The sequence below is a fragment of the Dictyobacter sp. Z7_2 genome (assembly GCF_057551105.1).
On sequence record NZ_BAAJPE010000001.1, the window covers coordinates 307,434 to 334,174 of the forward strand.

Annotated in this window: 23 protein-coding genes; 9 read left to right on the forward strand and 14 right to left on the reverse strand. The window is 49.8% G+C overall.

The features are described 5' to 3' along the window. Positions 1-21: 21 nt before the first annotated feature. The 7 genes from AC27N8_RS01170 to AC27N8_RS01200 form a co-directional block, all read right to left on the reverse strand. Positions 22-1,239 carry a cytochrome P450 gene (locus AC27N8_RS01170; RefSeq protein WP_487063102.1) on the reverse strand — a complete coding sequence of 406 codons (1,218 nt, stop codon included), beginning with the start codon at positions 1,237-1,239 and terminating at the stop codon, positions 22-24. A gap of 29 nt (positions 1,240-1,268) precedes the next feature. Continuing rightward, positions 1,269-2,561 (reverse strand): DUF6421 family protein, encoded by a 1,293-nt coding sequence (locus tag AC27N8_RS01175; RefSeq protein WP_487063104.1) that lies wholly within the window; start codon positions 2,559-2,561, stop codon positions 1,269-1,271. 45 nt (positions 2,562-2,606) lie between these two features. Then, positions 2,607-2,942, reverse strand: a complete 336-nt coding sequence (locus tag AC27N8_RS01180; protein WP_487063106.1) for an MbtH domain protein — start codon at positions 2,940-2,942, stop codon at positions 2,607-2,609. An 80-nt stretch (positions 2,943-3,022) separates the two neighbouring features. Further along, entirely contained in the window at positions 3,023-3,241 is a 219-nt protein-coding gene (locus AC27N8_RS01185) for an MbtH family protein (RefSeq protein WP_487063108.1), read from the reverse strand. Positions 3,242-3,772: 531 nt separating this feature from the next. Beyond that, the gene (locus AC27N8_RS01190; RefSeq protein ID WP_487063110.1) at positions 3,773-4,441 is read right to left on the reverse strand and encodes a response regulator; all 669 of its coding nucleotides are present in this window, start codon (positions 4,439-4,441) and stop codon (positions 3,773-3,775) included. Then, positions 4,438-5,646 (reverse strand): sensor histidine kinase, encoded by a 1,209-nt coding sequence (locus AC27N8_RS01195; RefSeq protein WP_487063112.1) that lies wholly within the window; start codon positions 5,644-5,646, stop codon positions 4,438-4,440. The genes AC27N8_RS01190 and AC27N8_RS01195 overlap by 4 nt, the downstream gene beginning before the upstream one ends. Positions 5,647-5,723: 77 nt before the next feature. Next, positions 5,724-6,746 carry a hypothetical protein gene (locus AC27N8_RS01200; RefSeq protein ID WP_487063114.1) on the reverse strand — a complete coding sequence of 341 codons (1,023 nt, stop codon included), beginning with the start codon at positions 6,744-6,746 and terminating at the stop codon, positions 5,724-5,726. Between the two features lie 367 nt (positions 6,747-7,113). Here AC27N8_RS01200 and AC27N8_RS01205 point away from each other — a divergent pair, with 367 nt between their 5' ends. After that, a complete protein-coding gene (locus tag AC27N8_RS01205) occupies positions 7,114-8,613 on the forward strand; it encodes an MFS transporter (RefSeq protein ID WP_487063115.1) in 1,500 nt (499 codons plus the stop codon). A gap of 69 nt (positions 8,614-8,682) precedes the next feature. Here AC27N8_RS01205 and AC27N8_RS01210 read toward each other — a convergent pair whose 3' ends face one another. After that, positions 8,683-9,045, reverse strand: a complete 363-nt coding sequence (locus tag AC27N8_RS01210) for a VOC family protein (RefSeq protein ID WP_487063117.1) — start codon at positions 9,043-9,045, stop codon at positions 8,683-8,685. 529 nt (positions 9,046-9,574) lie between these two features. Here AC27N8_RS01210 and AC27N8_RS01215 point away from each other — a divergent pair. From AC27N8_RS01215 to AC27N8_RS01225, 3 genes are all read left to right on the forward strand, one after another. Then, entirely contained in the window at positions 9,575-10,516 is a 942-nt protein-coding gene (locus AC27N8_RS01215) for a zinc-binding dehydrogenase (RefSeq protein WP_487063119.1), read from the forward strand. 141 nt (positions 10,517-10,657) lie between these two features. Further along, positions 10,658-11,656, forward strand: coding sequence for a type I glyceraldehyde-3-phosphate dehydrogenase (locus AC27N8_RS01220; RefSeq protein ID WP_487063121.1), 999 nt, complete (start codon positions 10,658-10,660; stop codon positions 11,654-11,656). Between the two features lie 215 nt (positions 11,657-11,871). After that, positions 11,872-12,798, forward strand: a complete 927-nt coding sequence (locus tag AC27N8_RS01225) for a threonine/serine dehydratase (RefSeq protein ID WP_487063123.1) — start codon at positions 11,872-11,874, stop codon at positions 12,796-12,798. Between the two features lie 134 nt (positions 12,799-12,932). On the opposite strand, the gene AC27N8_RS01230 is transcribed toward AC27N8_RS01225, so the two are convergent. Then, a complete protein-coding gene (locus AC27N8_RS01230; protein WP_487063125.1) occupies positions 12,933-13,055 on the reverse strand; it encodes a hypothetical protein in 123 nt (40 codons plus the stop codon). Between the two features lie 92 nt (positions 13,056-13,147). Here AC27N8_RS01230 and AC27N8_RS01235 point away from each other — a divergent pair, with 92 nt between their 5' ends. From AC27N8_RS01235 to AC27N8_RS01250, 4 genes are all read left to right on the forward strand, one after another. Next, positions 13,148-13,930, forward strand: a complete 783-nt coding sequence (locus AC27N8_RS01235) for an SDR family NAD(P)-dependent oxidoreductase (RefSeq protein ID WP_487063127.1) — start codon at positions 13,148-13,150, stop codon at positions 13,928-13,930. Between the two features lie 488 nt (positions 13,931-14,418). Then, on the forward strand, positions 14,419-14,862 hold the full coding sequence (locus tag AC27N8_RS01240) for a GNAT family N-acetyltransferase (protein ID WP_487063129.1): 444 nt from the start codon (positions 14,419-14,421) through the stop codon (positions 14,860-14,862). 124 nt (positions 14,863-14,986) lie between these two features. Further along, positions 14,987-15,568, forward strand: coding sequence for a TetR/AcrR family transcriptional regulator (locus AC27N8_RS01245; RefSeq protein WP_487063131.1), 582 nt, complete (start codon positions 14,987-14,989; stop codon positions 15,566-15,568). Between the two features lie 55 nt (positions 15,569-15,623). After that, positions 15,624-16,688 carry an NAD-dependent epimerase/dehydratase family protein gene (locus tag AC27N8_RS01250; RefSeq protein WP_487063133.1) on the forward strand — a complete coding sequence of 355 codons (1,065 nt, stop codon included), beginning with the start codon at positions 15,624-15,626 and terminating at the stop codon, positions 16,686-16,688. A gap of 167 nt (positions 16,689-16,855) precedes the next feature. On the opposite strand, the gene AC27N8_RS01255 is transcribed toward AC27N8_RS01250, so the two are convergent. From AC27N8_RS01255 to AC27N8_RS01270, 4 genes are all read right to left on the reverse strand, one after another. Next, on the reverse strand, positions 16,856-20,731 hold the full coding sequence (locus tag AC27N8_RS01255; protein WP_487063136.1) for an FHA domain-containing protein: 3,876 nt from the start codon (positions 20,729-20,731) through the stop codon (positions 16,856-16,858). A 21-nt stretch (positions 20,732-20,752) separates the two neighbouring features. Next, on the reverse strand, positions 20,753-21,196 hold the full coding sequence (locus AC27N8_RS01260; RefSeq protein WP_487063138.1) for a CBS domain-containing protein: 444 nt from the start codon (positions 21,194-21,196) through the stop codon (positions 20,753-20,755). 251 nt (positions 21,197-21,447) lie between these two features. Further along, on the reverse strand, positions 21,448-22,776 hold the full coding sequence (locus AC27N8_RS01265; protein ID WP_487063140.1) for an MFS transporter: 1,329 nt from the start codon (positions 22,774-22,776) through the stop codon (positions 21,448-21,450). Between the two features lie 603 nt (positions 22,777-23,379). Next, positions 23,380-24,972 (reverse strand): type 1 periplasmic-binding domain-containing protein, encoded by a 1,593-nt coding sequence (locus AC27N8_RS01270; RefSeq protein WP_487063142.1) that lies wholly within the window; start codon positions 24,970-24,972, stop codon positions 23,380-23,382. Positions 24,973-25,405: 433 nt separating this feature from the next. Here AC27N8_RS01270 and AC27N8_RS01275 point away from each other — a divergent pair, with 433 nt between their 5' ends. After that, positions 25,406-25,960: a YgjV family protein gene (locus AC27N8_RS01275; protein ID WP_487063144.1), complete on the forward strand. Its 555-nt coding sequence runs from the start codon at positions 25,406-25,408 to the stop codon at positions 25,958-25,960. A 136-nt stretch (positions 25,961-26,096) separates the two neighbouring features. Here AC27N8_RS01275 and AC27N8_RS01280 read toward each other — a convergent pair whose 3' ends face one another. Continuing rightward, positions 26,097-26,489 (reverse strand): PPOX class F420-dependent oxidoreductase, encoded by a 393-nt coding sequence (locus AC27N8_RS01280; RefSeq protein WP_487063146.1) that lies wholly within the window; start codon positions 26,487-26,489, stop codon positions 26,097-26,099. Between the last annotated feature and the right edge of the window lie 252 nt (positions 26,490-26,741).

Sequence of the window (26,741 nt, forward strand, 5' to 3'; positions counted from 1 at the left end):
TTTTTTATGCCGCCAGCCTTGTTAGTACAGGCAAATTGGACAGGAACTGAAGCCGCCCAGATTCGGGTTCGGATTCCAGGTTGGTGCAACGCGCGTGTCAAGTTTTGGTTTGAACTCAGGAATGTTGAGAAGCGTTTTCAGCACAGCGCGTACCTCCAAGCGAGCCAGGGCTGCTCCCGGACAGAGGTGCTTCCCGTAGCCGAACGCGAGATGTTTATTGGGACGCCGTTGCAGCTCAAAGTGCTCAGGCTGCGTGAAGGTCTGTGGATCATAATTTCCAGCCTCTAAAAACAGGAGTACTTTTTGCTCGCGGCGAATGAGATGCGCGCCAGGAAACTCGGCAGAGAGATCAACATCCTCGCTGGCCCAGCGTGCCAGATAGCGTGTAGGCGTTACCACACGCAACATTTCTTCGCCCAGCAGGTTGAGAAATAGAGGCTGTTTTTGCGTTTCAGCCCTGATATCTTCCCACTGCTCAAACAGGAGTGGGAGCCCATTCCCCAGTAGCTTTTTAGTGGTGATACGTCCCGCTGAAAGCAGCATCATGAGATTGGAGATAAGCGCCTCCGTGTCGAAAATGTCGGTGAGTTGCAGGCAGTCATGGATAAAGCCGGGGCGAGGAGCCCGTTTGTGCTCGGAGATCAGCGTGTCCAGAAACTGTTGCAGCTCAACGATATTCTCTATCTCGCCCTGGACGTAGCCACTGGTGATATCCGCAAATGTATCGGACCAGCGCTCAAGTTGCGCGAGCTGCTGATCATTATCCTGCGTTGGCAGGCCCAGCACGTGAGCGATTATCAGCAGCGTGACGGGCGCGGCCAGATCCTGCACGAGATCCATTGTGCCTGCCGCGAGGAACGGCAGCATCCGCTCGCGCACGCGAGACTCGATAAAGGGTTCAAGCGTTTTAACAGCCTCTACCAGATGTTTCTGGATAACATTCTGCATGCGCTGATGCTTTTCTCCGTCCATGAAGAGCAACTGCTGACTAATCGCACCATGAACCAGATGAAATGCGGTATGCTGAGTGGACGAGGACGTTCCCGGCTGAGAAAAGAAGCGCACGTCGCTCAAGATTTTGAGAATAGCCGCGTGATTGGTCACTATCCAGCAATCGCTATTGCGATCGAAATAGATTGGATCGTGCTGCCTGAACAGGGTATAGAGCGCCTGCGGTTGGATATAATTGCGTCTCAAGGCGGAAAGACTGAGACCTCTTGTTCTGCCTACCTGGGTCATTGTCGCTGCTACTCCTTCGCCGATTATCTCTAGTGAGAAAGCTCTATCTCCAGCGTGCTCACAAGTTCCTGGTTCATGGATTTAGGAATAATGCCAGTGAGGGTCTGTTCCATCCAGGCGTAGAAGATGGTATGCTCCATCTTGTTCTCAGCATTGAGGGCATTCGAGTAGGTGCACACGTGCTCCTGAATCATCTGCTGCGCCCTTTCCTGGCTGGAGAGCAGGAGACGTCCCTGCAATTGGCGAATGTCAGCGAGAATGTCCTTGAGCCCCTGCACAATCTCTGCTTCTTCTGCTATCTCCAGACGCCCATTATTGAAAGTCAGCAAGCCTCGGGTGAGGAACTGACCCAGGAAGTATTGTCCACAGACAGAATCGCCGTTCGTGCTAGGATGCGCGCAATACGCATAGCGCAGCAGGCGCTCGGAGAGAATGTATTGTGCCGTCATACGGTAGATAGCTGCATGTGGCCCACCCAACGCCGCCTGTTGATAGAGCTCATATGCACCATTCATGTCTACACGCGCTTCCTCCAGCCCTCCGCTGATGAGATTGTCGAAGAGAAAGCGAAACTCGACCAGTGGCAGGACGCCCTGCGTGTGCCCGTACTCGTGCAGGATGACCATGCATGCAACGACCTGATACAGCTGTTCCAGCGTAGCCGTGCGCAGCTCGGCAAAAACGGTTGAGACGAAGAGGCGTTCCATGAGCGGCTGCAAGATAATCTGTCCACGCATGGCATTTTTCGAGATGAAGAAAATAGCCAGGCGGTCGGCATATGTCTGTCCTCCCGGGAGGCAGGAAGTGAACGTGACATAAGAATTGCTATTGATCCCGAAACCTGTGGTAGCAGCAATAATGTTGCCGATAATGAGATGTTGATTAGGATAGTGCTGGCGCAGTGCCGCTGCTGGCGAACCATCCTGGTGCCGGAACCATACCAGCTCAAGCGAGTAGTCATCCGAATAGTTCAGCGTTGTCGTGACCGTAAAGAGGATATCTTCGGTCCCTTCAGGGGCGGTCAACACGCCCTGTTGCGCGAGATGTTGCATCTGAGGGGGAGAGTCGAGTCCGATCGCCAACCATGCCTCAATATCGGCGAGGCCATGTGGCAAAGAGGGAAAATTTCCTTGATATGAGTGAAGGATCGTCACAACTTTCTGCAACGCCTCCGTTGCGGTTTGCAGGCTGGCCCGATCTACTGCCCCGGTTGGGAGCTGGGCAGAGCGCACCTGTTCGACGAGGCGTTCCAGATGTATATAGGTGTCTCTCGTAAATGGCTGAGTATGCATAGTGGGAGGGCTTATTGTGCTGTCGCTCATAAAGGCATTTCCTATTTCTTTTTGTGTGCTGTGTCTATTGTTACTTTATAAATGAGCTTCTTCTAATAGAGTGAGATGGCCCGTTCCAGTCAGAGTTGCCAGTTGAATAGTAGCGATACAGCGCACTTTGACATAGTTAAGCGTTAACGTGCCCTCGATGTGAACGCTGCCACTGGCGTGATCAAACTGCGCCTGACTGAGATCGACCGCACCTTTATCGATACGTACGCCGATGTCAGTGCCCCCGCGCGTATCAGTAAACTTGATAAAGACATAGCCCATTTCTTCAACGCGTTTGCGGAATTCTGCCAACGAGGGATTGGGGCCGCCTACCGTGACAGGATGTTCTCCCTGTGCAAGGCGCTCGACGAGTTCGTCCATGAAAAGACTCCTTTGTAATATGATTGAATGGAGACAGCCTTCTAGCGGACGAAGAGCTGCTTTCTGTTTCCCGATTGAGGTTATTGCTGCGCTACCTCATCCATCTGCCTGCGCAGACTGAGTGGGCGCATGTCGATCCAGATCTCTTTAATATGTGCAAGGCATTCAGCTTTGATCCCGCTGGTGCCCTCGTCATGCCAGCCAGCAGGATTCTCGCGCGCAACGGGCCAGATAGAATATTGCTCTTCATGGTTGAAAACAACTTTATAACGTGTGTGATCTTCCTCATTTTCGTGCATGATAAATTCTCCTTATGTATTTAGAAATGGAAGAGACATGCTGCCAGGCCAGTATATGCACTTGTAGCGTCACTTATTTTCTGGATTAAGGTGGGCAAAGGTGCCCGCATGGATAGCTCTCTGTTCACCTCCATTAGATTACCCGATAATGCCGCATCACACCATGACAGACACTGGACACTTCCCCCCCACTACGCTTAAAAAAAGACATTTTCAATATCTTCCTCCAAGAAGATCTATTTACATAAATTACCATAATTTCTTCTTAAATCTAAATAAGCATTTTTACTAAAATTTTACCTGTCAAAGATCTTGGTAGAGAAGACATGATCATAGGAAAGCGGCCCTCAATCAGCTATACTGCTTCTGGCACTTTAAATACCAAACCGCCATGGGGTCATATGGCTTCAGGCTAGGATGTAACTGGAGGGGTGAGAGACTGGCAGAACACGCTATGACACGAATTGGAGAAGAAACATGAGCAAACCTCACCACGGATGGTCTCCCCATCCTGGCAGTGACAATGACTAACTAGTGGACGATCTGCTGTCGAATCGCCAGCACCACAGCCTGGGTTCGATCCTCGACGCCGAATTTCTGAAGAATGCGGTGCACATGAGTTTTGACCGTGCCCTCTGAGACCGAAAGCTGGCGAGCGATTTCCCAGTTTCGCTTCCCCCATGCCATCTGCTGCAAGACAGCGTGCTCGCGTTCGGTAAGGGGTTCGAGCAAGACTGGCCCTTGCCACTGCTGAGAAGCGCCGTTACGGTCCTCCTGGAGCGCTTTCGCAAGGACCTCACCCGAGACCCGGCTGCGAAACATGACGCCTCCCTGCGCTGCCACACGGATACCTTCGAGGAGGGTATACGTCTCGGCATCTTTGAGCAGATAGCCAACAGCCCCCGCACGAATGCCATCGAACACATACTCCTGAATATCGAAGGTAGTCAGCAAGACCACCTTTGTCTCTGGCAAGACGGAGAGAATAGCTCTGGTGGCCTCGATGCCATTGCGCACAGGCATACGAATGTCCATTAAGATGAAATCCGGGCGCGTCTGCTGAGCAAGTTGGAGCGCTTGCTCACCATCGGCCGCCTCACCGACAACGGTCATATCCTGCTGTGCCTGGATAATATAGCACAGTCCTTGCCGCACAATGGGCTGATCCTCAGCCAGCACAATCCGAATAAGATCCGTCATGGGCGTACTCCGCTGGGGCCAGGCGGAAGACTGGCCGCCCTCTCACTATGAGGAGGTGGTTCAATAGGTATACAGACATGAATATGCATCCCATGTGGCTGCACCTGGGAGAAGTCGCACCATCCTCCTGCTGCCTGCGCACGTGCTCTCATGCCCCTGGTACCAAAACCTGGGACAAAGCCCGTGGCATCAGTGTAGGTACCGTTATCACTGACTGTCATGATGATCGCCTGCTGATCTTCCTGCACCTCGATGATGACCACAGTCGCCCCGGCATGGCGCACCACATTGGTAAGGGCCTCCTGCAAGATACGATACAGGGTCACGCTTGTCTCAGCAGGCCAGGCGGAGAGATCATCGTTCTGGCGAAACTCAAACGCGAGCGAGGTATGCGCCGCCCACTGCGAAGCCAGACTCCGTAAGGCTGTCAGACCCAGGCCGCGCTCATCCTCGCCCCACTCCCTGACCGCAAAGCGGATCTCGGTCATTGCCTGACGCGCAATCTTGAGCATCATGGGCACAGTCCCGGCCGCTTGCTCCGCGTCATCAGGCAACATGAGCTCAAGCGCCTGAAGCTGAACAATGAGAGTGGTGAGCTGATGACCTAGTCCGTCATGCATGTCGTGCGCCAGCCGCGTTCGCTCCGCCAGGATGGTATAGCGCAGCGAGTGCAGACTCGCTTCCTGGAGCGCTTCATACATGGATTGGAGCTCGTGATGGGCCTGTGCCAGTTCTTGCACATGCTGCTGGCTGAGACGCGTGGCCTCTTTGTAAATATTGATGGCGCGTATACAGATGTATAAAACCATGGTATAGGCCAGCAATTGAAAAACGAATTCAGCAGGGTAGCACAGAGCAAACAAAGCGAGAACCGTTAAGGCTGCGAGCAGAGCCACGAAATGGCGATGCCTCTGCTGCTGCTCCTTTGCCAGCAACAGGACAAGAGGGACGACCAGGTAGCCCCAATAGAGCGTAATGCCATAGGAAAGACGAAGGAGGCCTATGAGGGCCAGAAGCAGACCAGTAAACAGCGCATATCTCGCGTGCGTCCACCAATCCTGGTGCAGCCAGATCATGAACAGGTAGGCGAGCAAGAGGAAGATCAGCACACTCCATTGCAGGAAGTTCGAGGGGAGAGAGCAGCCAGCGAGTAGGACAAGACTACCAGTCGCTAGAGAAATCAGGATACGAATGTAGATGCTCATGATGCTCTCCCTTTGCTCCTGACCTATTCCAGATTTCCTCTCTGAGGATACTCTTCAGAACAACCTGGTGTCAATCATCACACGTCCTGAGTCTGTACTTTCGCTCTCCTTCGGGTAGTCCAAGCCAGATAGGCGAGCCCGATAAGCGCGAGCACGTCACAGACACCTTTCCAGAGAAAGTCTATAGGAAGTGTAATACCGGCTAAGAGAAAGCCGTCCAACATGCTGGCGAGGAGCGCGCCGAAGATGAGCGCCAGGCGCTGCCTATCGCCCCAACCCTGAGTAGCCGCCCAGTACCTGATCAGCAACAATGCTCCTGCGGCCCAGGCCAGGATAAGCACGAGTGCGAGCGCGAATGGGAACTCCAGGAAGAGACCGTAATGCAGGAGGAGCGACGCAAACCAGAACAGGCCCAGGATAAAGGCAATTATGCCTACGAGCCAGGGATGGGGCGCCCTTCTGATGCTTTTGTGTTCTATCGGTGAGGAGACGGGCAGAGCCAGCGCAACGACTACCAGAGCGACAATGACGATCAACGCAACCACGATGGTAAGCAGAGGAGGCTGATAGAGCGGTCCTGAAGAGTATTTGGAGAGCGCTGACATCCACAAGTGCCAGGCGAAGAAGGAGGAAAGCAGAAAGACGACCGCAGCGATAATGAGGCCAATTTTTCCCAGCCAGGGATCGTCTCGTTGCTCGGGGAAGAGGAGCTCAGTAAGCTGAATCGGCAAGATAATGCTCCAGACACTTTCGTATCCCACAGCCCAGAGAAGGTAGATCCAGTTAACGCCCAACAAGCGACCATAGACGTGTTCAGCGGCAAAAAGTGGGGTGAGTGAGGTTTGCAAGATCACGCATTCCTCCGTAAGCCCGTAGGCAATCGCCAGCAGCAGCAACGCGATCCAGCCTCTGCGTCCAGAGCGCACAAACGCACGGATGAGCAGGGCTGCGCAGCCATAGACGCCAACCTGGGCGGGAAACACGAAGAGATTAGTCAGATGCGTCGAACCTTCCAGAATTTCGGCGACCACCGGCGCTAGGATGAGCAGGGTAAGGATCGGTGCAATGCGACGGCGCAAGGATAAAGGAGATGCGTGCATAGCTATTTTTCCTTTCAAGAAATGCTGTATTTCGAGCATCATAGCCGATTCATGCGGAGAGCGCATCTATCTGGAGATGGATTGTGCTACACGATAGAGATCTATCTCCAGATAGAGCACTTCGATGGGTAGACCATCCGTAGCGAGGTTTGGGCGGAAGAAAGGCTGTCGCGGGAGAGCGCATCATCTTTACTGCACCTATGACTATAAGAAGATTGTACGTTACCCTGTAAATTACATCATTGTCAAAAAATTGCCATTACGTAACATTAACATTCTCATAATGCTCAGATAAAGTACTCCACGTGTTACAAGTAGAGATTGTAAACATGAGATTTCTGAATAACGTCACAGAAAGGACATCAGTATGTCTTCATCACAAGAAGCATTACGACAACTGGATGAAAGCCCTATGTCTGGTTTTCATATAAAAACAGTTATCACAGCAGGTATGGGTTTCTTTACAGATGCCTATGATCTCTTTATTATTGGTACTGTCTCAACTATCCTGACCAAAACCTGGCATAGTAGCTCTTTTCAGACATCCTTGCTGACGAGTGTCGCACTCCTTGCATCGGTCGTGGGAGCTATTACGTTTGGCTTTATTGCAGATCGCTTTGGTCGTAAATTTATCTATGGGTATGAGCTTCTGGTTTTAGCTGCCGGAGCGATTGCTTCAGCGTTGGCACCCAATATTACTTTATTAATTATCTTTCGTATTATCCTTGGCATTGGTATTGGTGGTGATTATCCAGTAAGCTCTACTCTGATTAGTGAATATGCGAACCGTAAAGATCGTGGCAAACTGATCACATTTGTCTTCTCTACTCAGGCTTTGGGTTTGATTATTGGGCCTTTGTTGACATTCATCCTGCTCTCATCGGGGATCAATCAGGATCTCGTATGGCGTCTCATCCTGGGTTTTGGTGCCCTTCCGGCGCTGGCCACTTTCTGGCTACGCCGCCAAATCTCCGAGACACCGCGCTTCGCTGCCGCCCAAGGGGACACATCAGAAGTCTCGCAGGCTGTAGGCCAGGCAACCAATGAAAAGGAGAGCCACGCTTCCACTCCAGATGGAAAGGACATGCATGCAGCAACTCAGCAGGATACGGCGTCTTCTGATATGAAGTCTGACCCATCATTGAGAAAGGCATCCTGGACAGAGCTTTTCACGACACGACATTTTTTGCTCTGGTTTATTGGTGCTACTGCTTCCTGGTTTTTGCTTGATATTGCTTACTATGGCACAACAGTCTCTACACCTCTTGTTATCAGCCTATTTAGCCCGAAATCGACACTTGAGCAGACGATGCTTTATACGTTGCTCATCTTTGTCGTCGCAGCATTGCCTGGTTACATTGTGACTGCATTAACAATTGATCGCTTAGGACGCAAGCCCATTCAACTACTCGGTTTTGGATTGATGGCGGTGTCTTATGGTCTTTTATTCTTCTTTCCTGCCTGGACAACTATTACGGCTCCATTCTTACTATGTTACGGTTTCGCTTACTTTTTCACCGAGTTTGGCCCCAATATCACAACGTTTATCTATCCCGCTGAAATTTTTCCGGTGACAATACGTTCAACTGCACATGGTATTGCTTCTGGCCTGGGCAAATTTGGCGCGTTTATTGGCGCCTTCATTTTTCCGCTTATGCTCAAGAGTAGTCATTTCAAGCTGCCCGGTGCAATGGGTGTTGCTGCCGCAATTTGCGCTCTTGGCTTCCTGGTATCATTCTTGCTGCCAGAGCCGAAACAGAAGTCTCTTGAAACCATCGAGAAAGAGGGTGAACAAATGGATGAGCAGTTGGGTGCACGAGATAGCGACAACGCTAGCTCTTCACAATCCCGAAAAGCGACAGCATAAGACAAGAAGATACAGGCAAGTGCCCTGGTCTGTTGCCTGGTTGAGAGTCAAGTGCTTGCTGGTAAGCAGTTACCTGTTCGTATCTATGACACAGAAGCGGTTGCCCTCGGGATCAGCCAGGATCACGTAGTCTGCATCTGGCGGTCGTTTGCTCCAATGCACCTCCGTGGCACCAAGGGCAAGCAAGCGCTTAACCTCTCCGGCCTGATCATCTGTATACAAGTCCAGATGAATGCGTGGTGGGACATGGAGTTCTGAGTAGTGACAATCAAGGGAAAGGTTAGGCCCCACACCATCGCGGGGACGTAAGAGCACAAAGTCGTCGCTCTGCTCCTCGCGGGGTATGTAGTCGAGAGCAGCCACCCAGAATTCAGTCTGGCGTTGTAAATTGTCTACGCGTAGAACGATTGAACCAACCCGAACCTTTGCCATCACGGGTACCCATCTTTCAAAATTGAGACACTCCACTTATGCCATTATTTTATCACAACGGCATCAGACTCTCATTCATTGATAAAAGTTAAGGTTTCCATGCTCTTTGAGGCCAAGGGCGCAATAGACCGGTTCTCCCATAGTAGTGGCCTATAAGAGGTGGCAATATGATAGTCCATGGCACGAGAATCAAACAGACACTGCATAGTTCCCGCCCAATGGGGCATATTAGAGGTAAACCAACTAGCCTCGGCTTCGTGATAAAACCCGGAAGTCCTCTTCATTGCCATATGAACGCTTGCACAAGCCCTCAAACAGCCTTGACAGAATGCGAGCATCGCTCTATAATACAAACATAACGTCAACGTCAACGTCATGTTTCGGAAAGAATAATGAAGCAACGTAATACTCAATAGCCTTGCCTCTCATTCATACACTAACATTTTTTGGGAAGAATAGCGGAGAGCGTATTTACTATAGTGATACAGACTATATCACCGCTAGTTAACACTATTAACAAGGAATAACCATGAGTTCAAATCGTGCCATTGTTGTCGATCCGTTAGTTAAGGGGCGTCTCGCTATTCAAGAAGTTGCATCGCCAACTCCCTTACCTTCAGAAGCGCTCGTACGCGTTACCGCTATTTCGCTCAATCTGGGCGAGGTTCGTCGCTCAACTACCGCTGAGGCCGGCTGGCGACCCGGCTGGGATTTCGCTGGCAACGTTGAGCGGCAGGCCGCAGATGGTTCCGGGCCGCAGACGGGTGCACGTGTTGTCGGTATACTGAGCACCGGAGCCTGGGCTGAGATTATTGCCGTACCTACCCCCATGTTGGCCGAACTGCCAGATACTGTTACATTTTCTCAGGCCGCCACCTTGCCTGTAGCTGGCCTCACTGCCTATCGTTCCCTTGAAAAGGGGGGCCTCTTGATTGGTAAACGCGTGTTGATAACTGGGGCATCGGGCGGCGTTGGTCATTTTGCTGTGCAATTGGCACATATCGCCGGGGCGCAGGTTATTGGCGTGGCTCGTCGTGCTGAGCGTGTTGCCGATATACAGCAAGCTGGAGCGCATCATGTCATCGTTAGTGAAGATTTAGAAGCCGCTCGCCAATCTGGCCCTTATCATCTCATTATGGATGCTATTGGTGGCAGCGTGTTGGGTAATGCTTTGAGCATGCTTGCACCAGGGGGTACTGCTGTCAGCTATGGTTCTTCGACAAGCGAAGCCGTGACGTTTGACCCAAAATCTTTCTACTGGGCAGATGGCCCTAGCCTTTATGGCCTTATTATCTTTAATGAACTGGCTCACCGTCCCGGCTCAGAGGATCTTGGTATTCTGGCTCGCTTGATCGCCGATAGTCGCCTCCATCCTCACATCGACCTTGAATTATCCTGGACTCACATCGCCGAGGCTGTTCAGAGCTTACTTGAGCGTCGCATCATAGGAAAAGTTGTGCTGACGTTGTAATTCCATCTTGGGTCGCTATCATTTAGATACTGGCGGCAAAAAAGATTCAATTTTATCGAGATCTCCTGGTATACTTGCTGATGAGATATTTGTCCTCCTGCTTGAGAGAAGGACTCCTTCAAAAAATAAGGGAGATTTTGTATGAGTAATATTGCAATCTATGGTTTTGGGCGCATTGGACGCTCTATGCTCAAATCAGCATTAAAGCGGGATCTATTCACACCCGTTGCGATTGCCGATATTAGAGACCTTGAGGCGACAGCCGCCGTCTTTCAAGTTGATAGCAACTATGGCCGCTGGCATGAAGATGTCAGCACCAGAGAACATAGTTTTCTAATTGGGGAGCGTGATATCCCCTATATCGATTCTTCCAAAGAAGTGCCCGATTGGGGAGCGATGGGCATCGATCTGGTTGTTGACTATACGGGTCGCGCCGTCACTCGCGCAGGAGCGCAGGTGCATCTTGACCGTGGCGCGAAGCGGGTGCTCATCAGTGCCGCTAGCAAAACCCTTCAGGATTGCGACGCCGTTCTGCTGCCTGGCATCAACATGGATAGTTTTGATCCGCAGGCCCACAAGATCGTGAGTATGGCAAGCTGCACCACCAACGCCCTTGCCGCCGTAGTGAAAGTGATGCTGGAGCAATTTGGCATCCAGTACGGCTTATTCACAACGGTTCACGCATATACCAACACCCAATCTTTAACCGACCAGCCAATGCGTGACCGGCGCGATTCGTGGGCGGCAGCCGAAAATATCATTCCCTCCTCCTCCGGCGCGGCAAAAGCCCTCAAGTTTATCTGGCCGGATCTAAAAATCACAGGCAAGGCATATCGTGTCCCGGTCAAGACCGGCAGCATTGCCGAACTCAATCTCATCACCGAACGTACAGTCACAACACAGGAAGTGAACCAGGCCTTTATCCAGGCAGCCAGCGAGGGGCCGCTGAAGGGGATTCTCGACGTGCTAAAAGAGGAATGGGCATCGGCACGCATCGTCGGCGATTATCATTCTTCAATTATTGATCTCCCCCTGACCATGGTGCAGGAGGGAAATTTTGTCTCGGTCGCGGCCTGGTACGACAATGAATGGGGATACGCTTCGCGCCTCGCCGAGACTGCCGCAAAACTTGGAGGCTAAAGGGGCATGTTGACACAGGGGCATCAGCAGGGATATAGTACCTTCGCTGATGCCCCGAATCTTGCTCTGTTCCTTTCGCAAAGGTTCTATTTTCATCATATATTGATACTTCGTTGTCCATTGATTAATACTACAGTGAATATTCACCCGAAATATATGCGCCGTGTGCATCATGCGGACGGCTACAGTTACACGACACGAGAGGAGGCTACACGATGATCTCACGAATGGATATTGAACAGGCAGCTCAACGGATAGATGGATATGTGCGTCAAACGCCGGTGATGCCTCTGGAACGCCATGCATGGGGGATCAATGCACAGGTCATCCTTAAACTGGAACAATTCCAACACACTGGCTCCTTTAAGCCACGCGGTGCCTTCAGCCGGATACTTGCACATACGATTCCCGATGCCGGTATTATTGCGGCATCGGGAGGAAATCATGGAGCTGCGGTCGCCTACGCAGCACAGCAGTTAGGATATCGCGCAGAGATTTTTGTTCCAGAACTATGCCCACCAATCAAAGTAGCACGCCTACGGTCCTACGGTGCCCCGGTGAAGATGGTCGGAGCAAATTATGCTGAGGCTCTCGCGGCTAGCGAAGTCCACGCTGCCCGGACAGGGGCACTGATGGTCCATGCCTATGATCAGCCTGAAGTGATAGCTGGTCAAGGAACGCTGGGACGAGAGATCGCCCAGCAAATCCCTGACCTGGACACCATCCTTGTTGCCGTAGGGGGAGGAGGATTGATCGGAGGCATTGCTGCCTGGTTCGGGCACGAGGTTCGGGTCATCGGCGTCGAGCCCGAGCGCGCACCAACGCTTCACACAGCGCTCACGGTCGGTAAACCCATCGATGTTGAGGTAGGTGGCGTCGCAGCGGATTCCCTGGGGGCTCGTCGCGTTGGAACGCTGGCCTTCGATGTGGCAACGCACTTCATAGAGACAGTTCTCCTGGTCAGTGACGAGGCTATCTGTGAGGCACAACGGAGACTGTGGGAAGATCTTCGCATGGTGGTAGAACCCGGTGGAGCTACAGCACTTGCCGCTCTGCTCTCTGGACAATATCGACCGCGTGCAGATGAGCGCATCGGGGTTATCATGTGCGGCGCAAATACCAATCTGGAGCAGCTCATGTAGAAACGCATTTCTCTTATCTCCTACTCTACATTCACTTTCATCTTCGCACTGTTCAGATCTTATTGCTATCTCTGACCAAAACAAAAAAGTCTTGCTCGATCCCGACAAAGACTTGACAGAATGTCTCCATAGCTCTATACTCTAAACATGACGCTGACGTCATGTTTAGAGGTAAAATGATGAAGCAATGCAGGTGGATCAGCGATCTGAAAAAATTTTGTGCTGATGCGCAGGCCAATATCAAGCACCTCGAGCATATCCTGGTCTCCAGGCCATAGCACCATTTTTTTATCTCAAACATGACGTTAACGTCATGTTTGAGATAAAAAATACAGAAGGAGGAATACAGATGAGTACAATGAAAGACAAGATAGCTGTAGTTACGGGTGCATCACAAGGTATTGGTGAGGCAGTTGCTCGCCGATTTGCAGAGGCTGGTATGCGTCTTGTATTAAGTGATCTTACTGATGAAGTAATACCTAAAGCACAAGAAATTGCCAAACGATTCCCTGACGCAGAAATTATTTCTGCCGTTACTGATGTGAGTGATCCCAAGGCTTGCGACGAGTTAATGGCAACCGCAGTCAAGCAACATGGCAATATCGATGTGTTAGCTCATGCAACCGCGATAGGGCAACAAATAGGCCCAACCATTGAACTTGATCCAGATGAATGGGATCGGATAATGGCAGTCAATGCGAAGGGGGCATTTTTGCTCTGCCGTAGCGCCATACCGTACCTACTTAAGACAAAGGGGAATATTGTCTTTACTGGCTCTTACACTGGTGAACAGGGACAAATAGAACGAGCGGCCTATAGTGCCTCAAAGGGCGCATTGCGGCTCTTCACGCAAAGCCTCGCACTGGAGTTGGCCCCGCAAGGCATTCGCGTCAATGGAGTGGCACCAGCATACGTGGAGTCAGCTCTCGTGCGGCGGAGCATGGAACAAATTGCCAGACAGACAGGTATTACAGTTGAAGAAGCCATGCTGAAGCGTGACGCAGAAATCCCTTTGGGTCGCCAGGCCAGAGCTGAAGAGATCGCCGAAGCGTTCTTCTATCTTGCTTCACCGCAAGCAAGCTACATCACCGGTACGTGGCTCGATATAAATGGCGGCTTGGTGGTGCGGTAGTCCCTTGTCCTCACAACTTCGCACGAGAACAATTTTTATAATTATATCTTCTCATGCCAGTATGCCATACGAAATGGCACTACAGGTGAAGTCTAAGGATCAGTTGTATCGAACATCATCGCCAGAGAAAGGAGCACCTCCCGTGCTCCTTTCTTCACGTGAGTTTTCTCTCTTTGCAGGAAAGTATCCTATCACATTGCATGCTCTGGTGTCAGCCATCGCGTACGTGTTCCAACGGAGGCTATACTCATCGCAGTATTTCTGTAAGTGCTTTGGGCTGACGTAGTGGTAAATACTGGTTCTGCATCATTTTGTGTGAAAAAAATTCATCAATAGAGACGTAGAACATTGTCTTTTCTGTACGCATAGAGTATAGTTTTTAGAGACATCATAGCTGTAATAAATGTATGTCCCCATTCAAGACAAGAAAGGAACTATCTCCATTGTCCAATATCCATATTCGCCCCGCCACTATAGGTGACGACCAAATGCTGGCAGCACTCGATGCCTCCGCATGGCCAATCGAGCTCCAAGTGATGCCCCCAAGACCAGCGGAAGCTGCGTTCTTCGAAGGTCGTCGAAATGTCGAAGATGTCATCGTTGCGGAGCTGGCAGGAAAGGTCGTCGGCTATGCTCATCTGATGCGACACATCCCAGTTCCCGCCAATGACCATGTTTTGCATCTCAACGCCATTGCCATCTCTCCTGAGGCACGCGGGCTCGGCATTGCAGATCTGCTCATGACCAGCATCATCGCACAAGCTCGTCACAAAGGTGCAAGGAAACTCGGATTACGCGCACTTTCGATCAATGAGCGTGCGATTCATGTGTACGAGAAGCATGGATTCGAATTGGAAGGTCGCCTACGTCAGGAGATGCGTTTACCAGACGGGACATACGCAGATGACCTTTGGTATGCATTGTTTCTCTAAATCGCCTTTGTCAATGCCTTACACTTATCCTCTCCTGTTCATTACCTCGAACCCTTGACATGTACTATCCTCCTGGGTATACTATGAATGAATGTTCATACAGAAAAGGGGATAGTAGAATCTCATGACGGCTGGCGAAAAACGAGAGGCGATTCTTCAAGCTGCCCTGGCCTTGTTCGCTGAGCGTGGTTTTCACAACGCACCAATGTCGCTGCTAGCCAGAGAGGCAGGTGTAAGTGCCGGGACCATTTATCTCTATTTTACGGATAAAGATGATTTGATCTATGCACTCTATCGCCATGTGAAGACCACTTTTTATCGTGCGATGACACTGGGATATTCACCTGATTTGTCACACGAGATCGCTTTTCGCCAGATGTGGTTAAATACCTACCATTTCTACATACTTCATCAGGTAGAGGCCCAATTTCTTGCACTATATGAGAACTCGCCTTATTATCATCCTGAGATACCCACTGGTGAGGCAATAGAAGAGGAAAATAATTTCCCAGCGCTGTTTCATCTGATGGTCGATGATGCTGGACGACCAATTACCAGAAATCTTCCAGTGGACGCGCTATATGAACTCACCATTGGGGTTGCAGTGCGACTGGCTAAGAATCGCCGTGTCAATGGTCTACCGCCTTTGGATGAGCATGAGTTAGAAACTATTGCCGCTGTCTGCTATCGGGCGATTATGCCCTGAAATTTTTTTGCCCTCGAATGAATAAACGTTCATTCATAACAAAAAGGAGAGACGAATGATGAGTCAACAAATGCAACCAGGTGATCTCTGTTTAGTTACGGGTATAACTGGCTATGTGGCGTCATGGATTGGTAAGGACCTGCTTGAAGCTGGATATCGTGTCAGGGGCACTGTTCGGAGCCTGAAAGATGACACAAAAATTCAGAAAATGCGTGAATTACTTCCTGGTGCCGATTTTATGGAGGCCGATTTACGCAGTGCAGAGGGATGGAAAGAGGCTACGGAGGGATGCCGATGGGTTTTTCATGTTGCCAGCCCCCAGGCAGTGGCCTCTGAAAAGGACCGCACCGGTGGTGCGATCGGTGGAACACGCGCTGTTCTAACTGCCGCCTTCGCATCGAGTACAGTCGAAAAAGTCGTTGTGACGAGCTCGGAAGCTGCGGTGGCTTATCATCTTCCAGTATCTCAATCTCGTTTTACTGAGGATGACTGGACAAATGCAGATGGCGCTGGAGATTATTTTCGCAGTAAGACCCTGGCGGAGAAGCTGGCATGGGATCTCACACATGACGAAACGCAAAATCCGCGTCATGTGGCTCTCTCAACAATCAACCCAGTCATGATTCTGGGACCATCGCTGATTCCCTGGGTACGCTATAGCCATGAAACCATCAAGAATCTCGCCGAGGGGAAGACACGGATGTCAATTGATATGTCGACCTATTTCGTCGATGTGCGCGATTGCGCCTCTATGCATATCGTGATTATGAATGATCCAAGCACTAATGGACATCGCCATCTTTGTTATAGCGTCAAAGGCAGATATATAGATCTGGCTCTCGCCATCCGCGACAACTATGCGACACGTGGTTTTAATCCATCGACGAGAACCTATCCCAATCCCTTACTGTGGATCTTGCAGTTCTTCAGCGCGGATGTTGCCTCCATCTATCCTCTCGTAGGGAAGGAGACGCTGCGCGAGACGAAATATCCACAGGTGTATCACTACCGCTACAGCAACTTTTCCCAGATGGTCCGCGACACGATGGATGACCTAATTGAGAAAAAGGCCATTCAAGCGCAAGAAAAGAAAACAGAAGTTGCTTCCTCCTTTTCCTAAAGTCGATTCGCTCGCTCATTGGGCATTTATACATCAGATTCACGAAGCACGCTGGTCTCTTACATGATATGCGTAAGACCCTTTGCAAAGTTCAGGAGAGAGAGCGTGCACAGGCATTATCTGGGGATTATCTGTCGGGTCAGAGCAACACATTATCTCCTTTTCTGTTATATTTTCCCCCCGTGCCCTGGCAGACCGCGATCCTCCGGGATGGCCTCCTCATCCACCTTTTCGGGGAGCATAGCCAGGGTAATCCCCTGTGCTACGAGTTGCTCTGCCAGACGCTGATAGTATGCGCCAACCACCTTTAATGTCTGTTGAAGAGCCTCCATCAACTGGCCTCTGGCCTGTTTGACCACCTCTGCCTCACACTGTTCAAAAGCCAGAATGCCTTCGCGCAAGGCCAGCTTCATTTCGTACAGAACCCGTTTATCCTCAACCCTAAAAATCTGGCATACTTCGCGAATCCTGGCGTATGTTGCGCTATTGGTCTGTGATTCGTCATCTGCATCCAGTTCGAACAACAGATGCTTCAGCCAGGCAATCGAGTTGCGAACCAACCGATAGGTCTCACCTTCCTCAAGCGTTTTCATCTCTTCCTGTAACCAGCGAATATCTTGCTCAGGCGCACAAAAACCGATGGTCATCTCCCAGAGTCCCCGCAAGTCCTCACCTATCAGACCATCCAGGTAACTCACCAGGAAACGTCGATGAGCCTCGATCAAAAATTGTGCTTTGAACGGTGTCAATTCGTGTGGCTCTTCGCCAGCCGTCGAGGACAGATGCGCAAAATCATAGTCGTTTTCTAGCGCGTTCTCCATCCCGACGATCAGATAGATATAGCGAACCCAGGATGTAAACATATCCTCGAGAAGCATAAACTTGAGCCCATCGGGACTTAAGATGATCCCCCAGACATCATTGAACTGGAGACGCCGCATATTGCCAATCTCATACATGCCCAGCATGGCATCCACTTCTGAGTTCACGTGGTGAAGAACTCCCCGATAGGCACCGGTCGCATCCATCCCGGCATAGTTGATAACGATACGCTCTCCGCCCACATGCTGATAGATAAACTCGCTCACATCGTAGACTTTGCCACTGACGACAATCCAATAGCCGTCAGCAGGAGTATTGTGCAAAATGACGCTGGAGATATCGTAATTTTGCCCATCCTGCGCAGTGCCATTGTACGTGGTAAAGATGTCCAGCATGCAGCGGCCTTCAGCAATTAATTGCCGCATGATGTTCTGAGCTTGAACTTCTGAGCCACCACTGAAGCGTCGAATGACGCCTTTCAGCGCTTCCATAACGGAAACTGCGAAGCTGGTTTTCCCACAGATATAAAAGTACCCATGCCGCCCACCTTCGTGTTCACTGCGCAAAAAATCCCAGAGGGCGACAGCCTGTTCGTTCGCAGCAATGAGCTCGCTGATTCGCTGGCGCCGCCCCGATTCAATCATATACTGACCAGTAGTCGCATCAAAGCGTGCCACCACATCAGCCCGCGAGAACGCGATGCGCAGATGGAGCTTTCCTCCGGCCTCCAGGCTTTCAAAGACAGAGCGATTAAAAAATTCATCGGGCGTCCGTGTGCCGAAGAATAGCCAGTTTTCTCCCGTCTCTGTCCGCTGAGCACGAGCCTGGAGAAAGCCATAAAAGGGCGCGATACCAGAGCCTGCGGCAAACATCACAACCGGACGAGCAGAATCAGCAGGCAGGCGGAAGCGAGGTGTCGGCACGATGGTTAACGAAAGTTGCTTCTCCCTAAAGCGTGGCTCGCTCGTCACCATCCGCAGAAAGTGGGAGGCAGTTCCTGCCCGCACCTGCATATAGGAATAGGGCGTGTGCGGCGTTTGATAATCGAGTCCACCAACAATCAGATGGAGCTTTTCTACACCTACAGCGTTACTATCCATCGCGGAGGCAATTGAATAGAGGCGAAAGACTTCAGGAGGCACTATCCGACAGATACTCTCCGGTTCCCAGGGGCCAGCCTTCCAGAGACGCGTGACATCGTAGCCGCCAGCATAGAGCAGATTCAGCAGGTCCCAGAGCTCCCACTGATCTTCCATGCGTGCATCGATAATGCGTTTGAGCGCATTCGAAGCACTGATCTTCATCAGCCGTTTAGCGATCTCGCGTGTCACAGGTCGTATCTTGCCAAAGCTCAAGATCGACCGCAAAGGCAATACTTTGACATCATCCGAATACCCGGCACGAAACCGTATGGCCTCCTGCCACTGAGACGTCAGGTGAATAATCTCACTTCCCGTGGCCTGTAACGCTCGCAGCGTCTTATGGATCAGGGGATCGCTATTTTCCGCCAATACGCCCACGCGATCTCCCGGTTGATATTGCACACCCTGACCCGTTACATCCAGTTCGATAAAGCAGATCCAGGTCCCAGTCCCTGGATCTGTGGTGACAGTGCCGTTCTTTGGACGTGCAAAGTAGACCTGCTGATTGCCAGCGACGTAACGTTCATCACGGACAGCGGAAAGCTCCCCATCGACTTTTTCCCAGGTCTTATCCTTAAAGAGGCCCGTAAACTTGGCCCCGGTCGTCACTGCACGACCAACCTTAAATGCTACTTCCAGAAAACCATACGCTTTGATGCGATGTAATCCCATCCAACCTTTGTCCCCGATATAGGCATCGAGCACAGCATTGTACAGTCCTTGCAAGGCCGTATTCTGGCTCTGTTCCACGAACTGTCGGACAGAAATGGTGCGCAAGGCCTCAACGAATTTCTGCCAGTGCTCGGGGAAGTGTCCACCGAGATAGACACTCTGCTTGCCAACCAGGGTATGATACGATTGCCTTCCCAAGAAGGCATCTAACGCGTGAATCTGAGGCTGAGCTGTGCCACTGGGGCTGGGAGCCCCCTCAAAGATGGGCACTCCAGATGTGCCAACTGTCTTGGCCCAAAGCACCTGATCAAGATGGTTCTTGCTAAATGGGTTCGCGTCAATTTGTGGATAAATAACCTGTGTCACGTACTGGAGCTGATCAAGGATAATGAGAAGAGCGGCCTCCAGCGCGTGGCGATCTTCCCGCACAACGGCCTCCTGAGCCTGAAGCATCGCATTTATGGCCGGAGTCAGCTGCATAGCAAACTCTGTCGTGACCAGATAGAAAATGCGCTCCGCTTGATTATTCCAGGCCGGGATGAGCAGCTCCATATTATCCAGGCGACGTGCCCCGGAGGGATCGCGTAGTTTCCAGTTGTAAAAAAATAGATCAATGTAGGAGACATAGGGCTGAGGCTTCCCCAGGCGACGTGAAACTTCCTTCCAGGGCTCGAGGATAGATGCTGGCAGCGCGGTTGGCAGTTCCGTCTCGACGTACTGATAGGCATGGGCAAAGACACCAAGCATAGTTGAAGCGCGGAGCAGATAGCGATCAGGTAGCGCTTCTGGTGTAGCATCTAGCAATGGCAGTTGATCAAATACGCGGCGCATAGTCAATTTTCTATACAGCTCAGGTAATCTATCAACCATGTCGTCCCAGGGACGATGTGAGGCGGGTAATGCTAGTAGAGGGAGTTCTGCGGGTAAGAAGCCGTAGGCGCTGGAGAGAAAGCCTGCGTTCTCGTGCCCCTGGGCACGGTTATAAGCCTCCGCTTCCTCAACAACCTTACGCGCTGCAATCGTCTCGTCCGGTTGGGATACACGCATAGCAGCCCTGATTGCGGGCGTAGGCGTATAGAGGAGTGTAGCATCTGCCCCCTGGTCAACATACGACCAGGAAAATTGATAAGCACCAATACTAATCAGATCCCCACTCTTGAGAGCTAGCCGCTGAACGCGCACCTCGTTGACAAATGTTCCATTGGCGCTGTTCAGATCGCTAACAATGAGGTGATGATCTTCCAGTTCCAGACGTGCATGCTGTCGTGAAATGCTCCTATCCTGGATCACAATCGTACTGAATTCTGTGCTGCGACCAATGGTGACAGGTAAGTCACAGATGTATTCTATAAGAGAGTTGGTGCGCCGATTTTTACAGACCAGACGCACCTGTATCGCGAATGGCATGATTCTGCTCCTCCCTGGGTGTCATGCGTAATAGATCACTGCACGGCAAATATTGGAGCGAGAAACCGTTCCCATCAGTTTGCCATCATCCACAACGGGTAAGCGGCGAATCTGTTTCTCCATCATTACCACAGCGGCCTGTGCTACATCATCTGTTGTCTTTAAGGTGACAGCATTGCGGATGACCAGGGGGTCAATAGGGCGATTCACGAGATCACGCCCTTTCTGCACAAAAAAAGCAAAAGCATCTTTGAGCGTCCCACCTGCTTGTAAAACTTCATCAAAGCTCGGAAGAATAGCGCGAATGAGATCACCTTCAGACAGCACCCCGATAAAAGCATTATCGTGGTCTATCACCATCAGATCGCTCACTTCGGAAATACTAATCATCTCAGCAGCCCTACGCATATCCGCTCCAATACGAATATAGACCGGGTAGATGGTCATAATATCTTGTATCAGCACATAGACCTCTCTTTAGCACCTACCTTGCACATCGATTTATAGTTAAGTAGTATTAGTGTAAATTAGCATATACAAAGCAAGAAGTCAAGGTAGAGTTTGTTACTGGTGAAGGAAGGGGTGGCCGTAGATGTTTCGGCAAGGAGCAAGGCTATTTTGCACACCAAGAGTGGAGTGAAACAGGCCATATCTCACTCCACTCTCATATATACCGGGATCAGCAAGAAAAACGTTGACTCTCTGGTCTCCTGTTTTTATTCCACAGCAACCGCTTCAGCGGCAATGACACTTGCGTTTCTGGTCTCACCTGCGAGATAGGCGCTCACAAAGGTGATAATCCCCATGATGATGATATACACAGAGATGGGCCAGGAAACAGGACCAAATACCCCTAGGAGCGCGGTGGCGATAAATGGTGCGAGTCCGCCAGCCAGGATTGAGGCACCTTGATAGCCAAGCGAGGCACCACTATAGCGGACGCCAGTTCCAAATAGTTCGCTGTAAAAAGCTGCCTGCGGCCCGTACATGATTGCGGTCGTAAACAACCCGAGACCTATTCCTACCGCAATCAAAACAGGCGATCTGGTGTCGATTAGCCAGAATGAGGGAAATGCCACCAGGATGGTGAGAACGGCACCAATGAGATAGATGGGGAGCCTTCCATAGCGATCACTTAACGCACCAGCTATTGGTAAGGTAATCATCAATATGGCAGCCGCAGCCAGCGTTCCATTGAGGATCACGTTCGTTGGTACTTTCAAGACGTTAGCACCATAGGTGACGCTAAATGTAATGTAGAGATAAAATGCGCCATTGGCAACAACAAATGCGCCTGCCGCCAGCAAAACATTCTTCAGGCTGCTCCAATGTCGTACCACATCAATAATAGGTATTTTGACGATCCCCTGAGTAGACTTCAAACGCTCAAAATCTGGTGTTTCCTTTATGCTCAGTCGGATGATCAGCCCAACAAGCACCAACACAATACTCAGCAAAAAAGGAATTCTCCAACCGAAGGCCAGAAAAGCCGACTTCGAGAAGTTTGTCGAGACTATGCTAAACAGCAGGGATGAGAGGATAAGCCCCGTAGGCACGCCCATTTGCGGCCAGCTCCCGTAGAAACCGCGTCGATGGCTGGGAGCATGTTCTGTCACCATCAGTACTGCGCCACCCCATTCACCTCCGACGGCAATCCCTTGTAAAATACGGAGAATGACAAGGCAGATTGGTGCCCAGATGCCAATGGCGCTAAACGTCGGGAGGCATCCGACCAGAAATGTCGCCACCCCCATAATGAGGAGCGTCAGGACAAGCATCGTCTTACGCCCGATTCTATCGCCAAAGTGTCCGAAGATGATGCCGCCGACTGGCCTGAAGGCAAAGCCGACCCAGAAAGTGGCGAAAGAGGATAGTTGAGCAGCAAGTGGAGAAAAACTTGCACTGAAAAATTGTGGACCTAAGACTAAGGCGGCCGCGGTCCCATAGAGAAAAAAATCGTACCACTCGATCGAGGTACCAACCCAACTGGCTAGAGCTACTTGTAGAATGGGTGTACGGTTTGGGATTCCCTGGGTCTCAATCATGAATTCCTCCTACCATATCAATATGGCAACGACAGCCCCTGTGTATTCAGACTGTTGTACTCGCCACACGATCCCACTGGGGACGGCAATGCAACAGAAGTCTACAAAGGGATACCTGGATTTTGTTTGCATTCTTCCATGGATGCAAACTCAGTGGTGGAAATCTAAAACGATTGAACAGCTCACAACAGCTGCATAGAGGGTCCTAACTATGAGAATACCATATCAAATCGCTTATTACCATATTTTTATCCCCATTCTCAATTTTTTCTAGAATTCACTATTTACATCAGCAAATGACATAATCTCTGCTTGACACGTCTACTTACAACCAATTCAAACTATGTGCTATAGTGCCAGTAGAAAAGCTCCTCCCCTATGAATAGGCATAGATGTAGAATTATGGCCTGCAAACTACGTTCCTCACTTCCATTGCTTTTCACGTCCAACACTTTCGCGCCCTTGAGTATTAAGAGTCTGAATACATCATATTCTCGCAAGATTTTTGTAGAGCGGCTTCACCCCGGTGCTCCAGCTTATGCATGACGATGGCTACAGCAGAAAAGCTTGCTCCTTAAAAATCTTTCAGATAGAAGATCTTTTTTAAGAACAGAAGCCCAGTCCTTTCCCATTTTCTAGCGTGATATAGCTATCGATACCATAAATTGCCGTTAAGTGAACATTGTGGGTATTATCTATACACATGATGTAGACCGGGATAGGATTGGGATCGCTGATATCACTTGTAGCTGTATTGCGTCCATGAAAGGTAAAATTGGTACCCAGGCTTAGGAACTGCGCCTGAGCAAGGCTATAATTGAGGTTTTCTTGCGTCGGTGCTGTCGTTACGCCACTCAACGTACTGATAAAAGCTTGCATTGCATTGTAGGCACGAATGGCATCAAGCGGAAGCAATGTATAGGATGGAATGCGATGCGCAAAGACAGGTGAAGAAAAATTGTTCTCGTATGCTCTGATGAAGGGCTGCACTCCGGGAAGATTGTCTTGGAGCGGATATGTGTAGACAGTTGCATAGATAGGCGAAGATGTATTATGAGCGGAATTGGTAAAGTCATATAACCCATCTCCACCAAGAATAGTCATATTGGATGATGATCCACTCGCATTACGAAATATGTTCTCTTGGATACTGTTTTCTAAAGTATCCTGGTCTGCAAGGTATCCCGCAAAGAAAATGAATGTATAGTGGTTTTGCATCGCATTATCCACCGCCTGTTGGATCTTTGCAACGTTGTTAATGGTATATGTTTCTGTACCGTAGGGCTGATTGCATGCACCTAGCCCTCTCTCAAAGCTTGCACTTAAACTACTGCTGTATGGATCTTTAGGATCATGGAAGACGTCAATCGTTACAGGGTTCTGACTCTTTGCCAAGCGGGCGTGATACATGCAGAAAAACTTGGCCTGAGCCACGCCCTGGATCTGGTCTGGAGAGTCAACGCGATAGAAATTCACTTTATCGGAAAGCTCGTCACTTGTGGCAGACGGTGAGACAATTGGAATATTTGTTTGTTCCCATCCTGGGATATAGTGAGGGTCTTTAGAATCAAGGAGAGGTGTAACTTGCGAACTATATGGCATTCCTACCACTCCTCGGAAAGTGCGATCATATCGAGAGAACTGTTTGATCTGCCGGACGACCTGTGGTAAAGCACCAATTGCAGTGGCAGAGGTGCCTAGATTCACAATGGCAAGACAGAGACGAACAGGGGGAAGGCCATCGTTATAGTCTTTCTGGGCAATATAAGCGCCTCGTAAATTTTCCAGCCCAACAGTCGCAGAACCATTTGGATCTTTAATAGTACGACTAAGCATAGTTGCCACTGCAAGGGTAATATGAGGAAGAATACAGGAAGTCTTATTTTCTCGAGAGATGAGCAACTCGACATTCTTTTCCTGGTCAGGGAAGCCAGATTGGTCGAAAGGTCCGCCGTCATGGTCACTGACAATGAGGCCAATTTGTACACCATCGAAGGAGGTAACACCAATGCCAGAATTACACCAGGGATACGAAATAGACTGGCAGACAGAATCATCGATAAAACCAATTTCATTACCAACGGCTGTATGAAAGATCAAGGCTAAGATCGTTAGAAGCAAAATGAGATCGATCAAGATACGGTTTGACTTACGTCCAAAAGTGAAGATCTTGTTCCCAAAGGTGGACTTGGACAACCTCAACCTCAATCCCTTTAAGATACGCTCAATCTGGGGATCGAGCTTGTCTACCAAGGTGTAAACAGGCTCCAAGAAATTAACGCTAAGCACGGCAATAAGTGTACCAAACGCCTCAAAAGAATCCGGGGCTCTACTCAGAAAAAAAGGTCACCACAGTTAATACTGTAGTGAGTAGTAGACGGGCATATTTGAAAGGAGGTGGAGGGTTAGTGGGCTGTGGTTGTGGTGCCTGATGCTGTGTCATTTTGTGCTCCTACAAATTCAATATGCGGGGCTAACAATCTTTATATTAGAAGAAACGGAAAGACACGCACAACTTAAAATAAAAGCACGAAGAACATCAAATAATTGCCACATGGGATAAGAGATACTAGACTAAGCAGTCTGGTTGGTGCTATGATAAAACAGCATTCTTGCAGTAAACAGGCATATGTCGAACATAGGTAGAGAGATAGGAGGTTCAAACATCATAAAACAGGTTGCGATTCAATTAATTGGCTATATAGCACTGCTTCTCGTCGTGCTTTCATTTCAGAAAAATAGAAGAAGTGAAATTCTACTATTTATGCTTGCATCGCAGATAATCTTCATTTTGCATTATAGTTTACTTTCTGCCTGGGCAGGAGCTGCCATAAATAGCATCGCAGCTTTTAGAACACTTCTCTTCTATCACAGAGACCAAAAGCTGTGGGCACAAAATACGCTGTGGCCATACGTTTTTATAGGGATTTTTATCATTGCCGGGCTAATAACATGGGTGAATTATTATAGCCTGCTCCCTATTCTGGCAGCCGTGATTGATACATTCGCTTTATGGCAGAAAAGCGCCAGACCAATTCGTTTTTTTATGCTCATTCCCCGACCTTTATGGTTTACATACAATTTTATCGTAGGATCATACCCCGGCATGATCACAGAAGCCATTGTTCTGATCTCAATTGTTATAGGAATTTTTAGGTTTGATAGGATCAGGTCTCGGATGTAGAAATGCAAGTAGAGCAGAGTCAAGAAAAAGCGCAACAATTATCTTTGTGGGAACAACGTCGCAACCCGAACAATCCATGCAGGTTGGCGGTAGAAGCCGCCAACGCACATAGATAAAGGAACGATCGACAAAAATATTAGCTCATCTGAGTAATATGTTGTGGCTCAATTTTGACAATCACCCGCTCAGTGCCAGGTTGGTCCCACGGATACTCATCCTGGTTGAGATATTTTTTTGCCATGGAATTGACGAAGCTACGATCCGTATCTTCCTCAATACGTGCGACACCACGAATCTCAATATAGCGAACAGGATTGGTTGGATCGAAGATAGAGAGCGCAATGCGTGGCTCTCGCACGAGATTGCGATACTTCTGACGGCCTTTTGTTACGCTGAAAAGGACATGGCTGCCATCCCAGCCGAACCATACGGGATTGTTCTGTGGTTCGCCCTTTGGTCCGATGGTAGCGACATTGATCACGGTCGTCGATTGCAACAGATCAACATATTGTTCTGGAATGATTGACATTCTACTTTCATCCTCCTTTATTTGAGGTTTATTAGCCTCGCTTTGAATAGACAAAGTGCTGCCTGGCACTTCAGGGAGAGTCTCTCCTCATGATACATAACGACTGGGCCTCCCGTCTCTATTCCATAATTTCTCTCACTGAGCAAAACCATGGAGATAGACAGTTCGCTTGTAGTTCAACAGAATTTCTGTACAGCTGCAATTACGCTATGATAAAAGAAGAGAGAAAAACCTTGACATCCGAAAACGTTT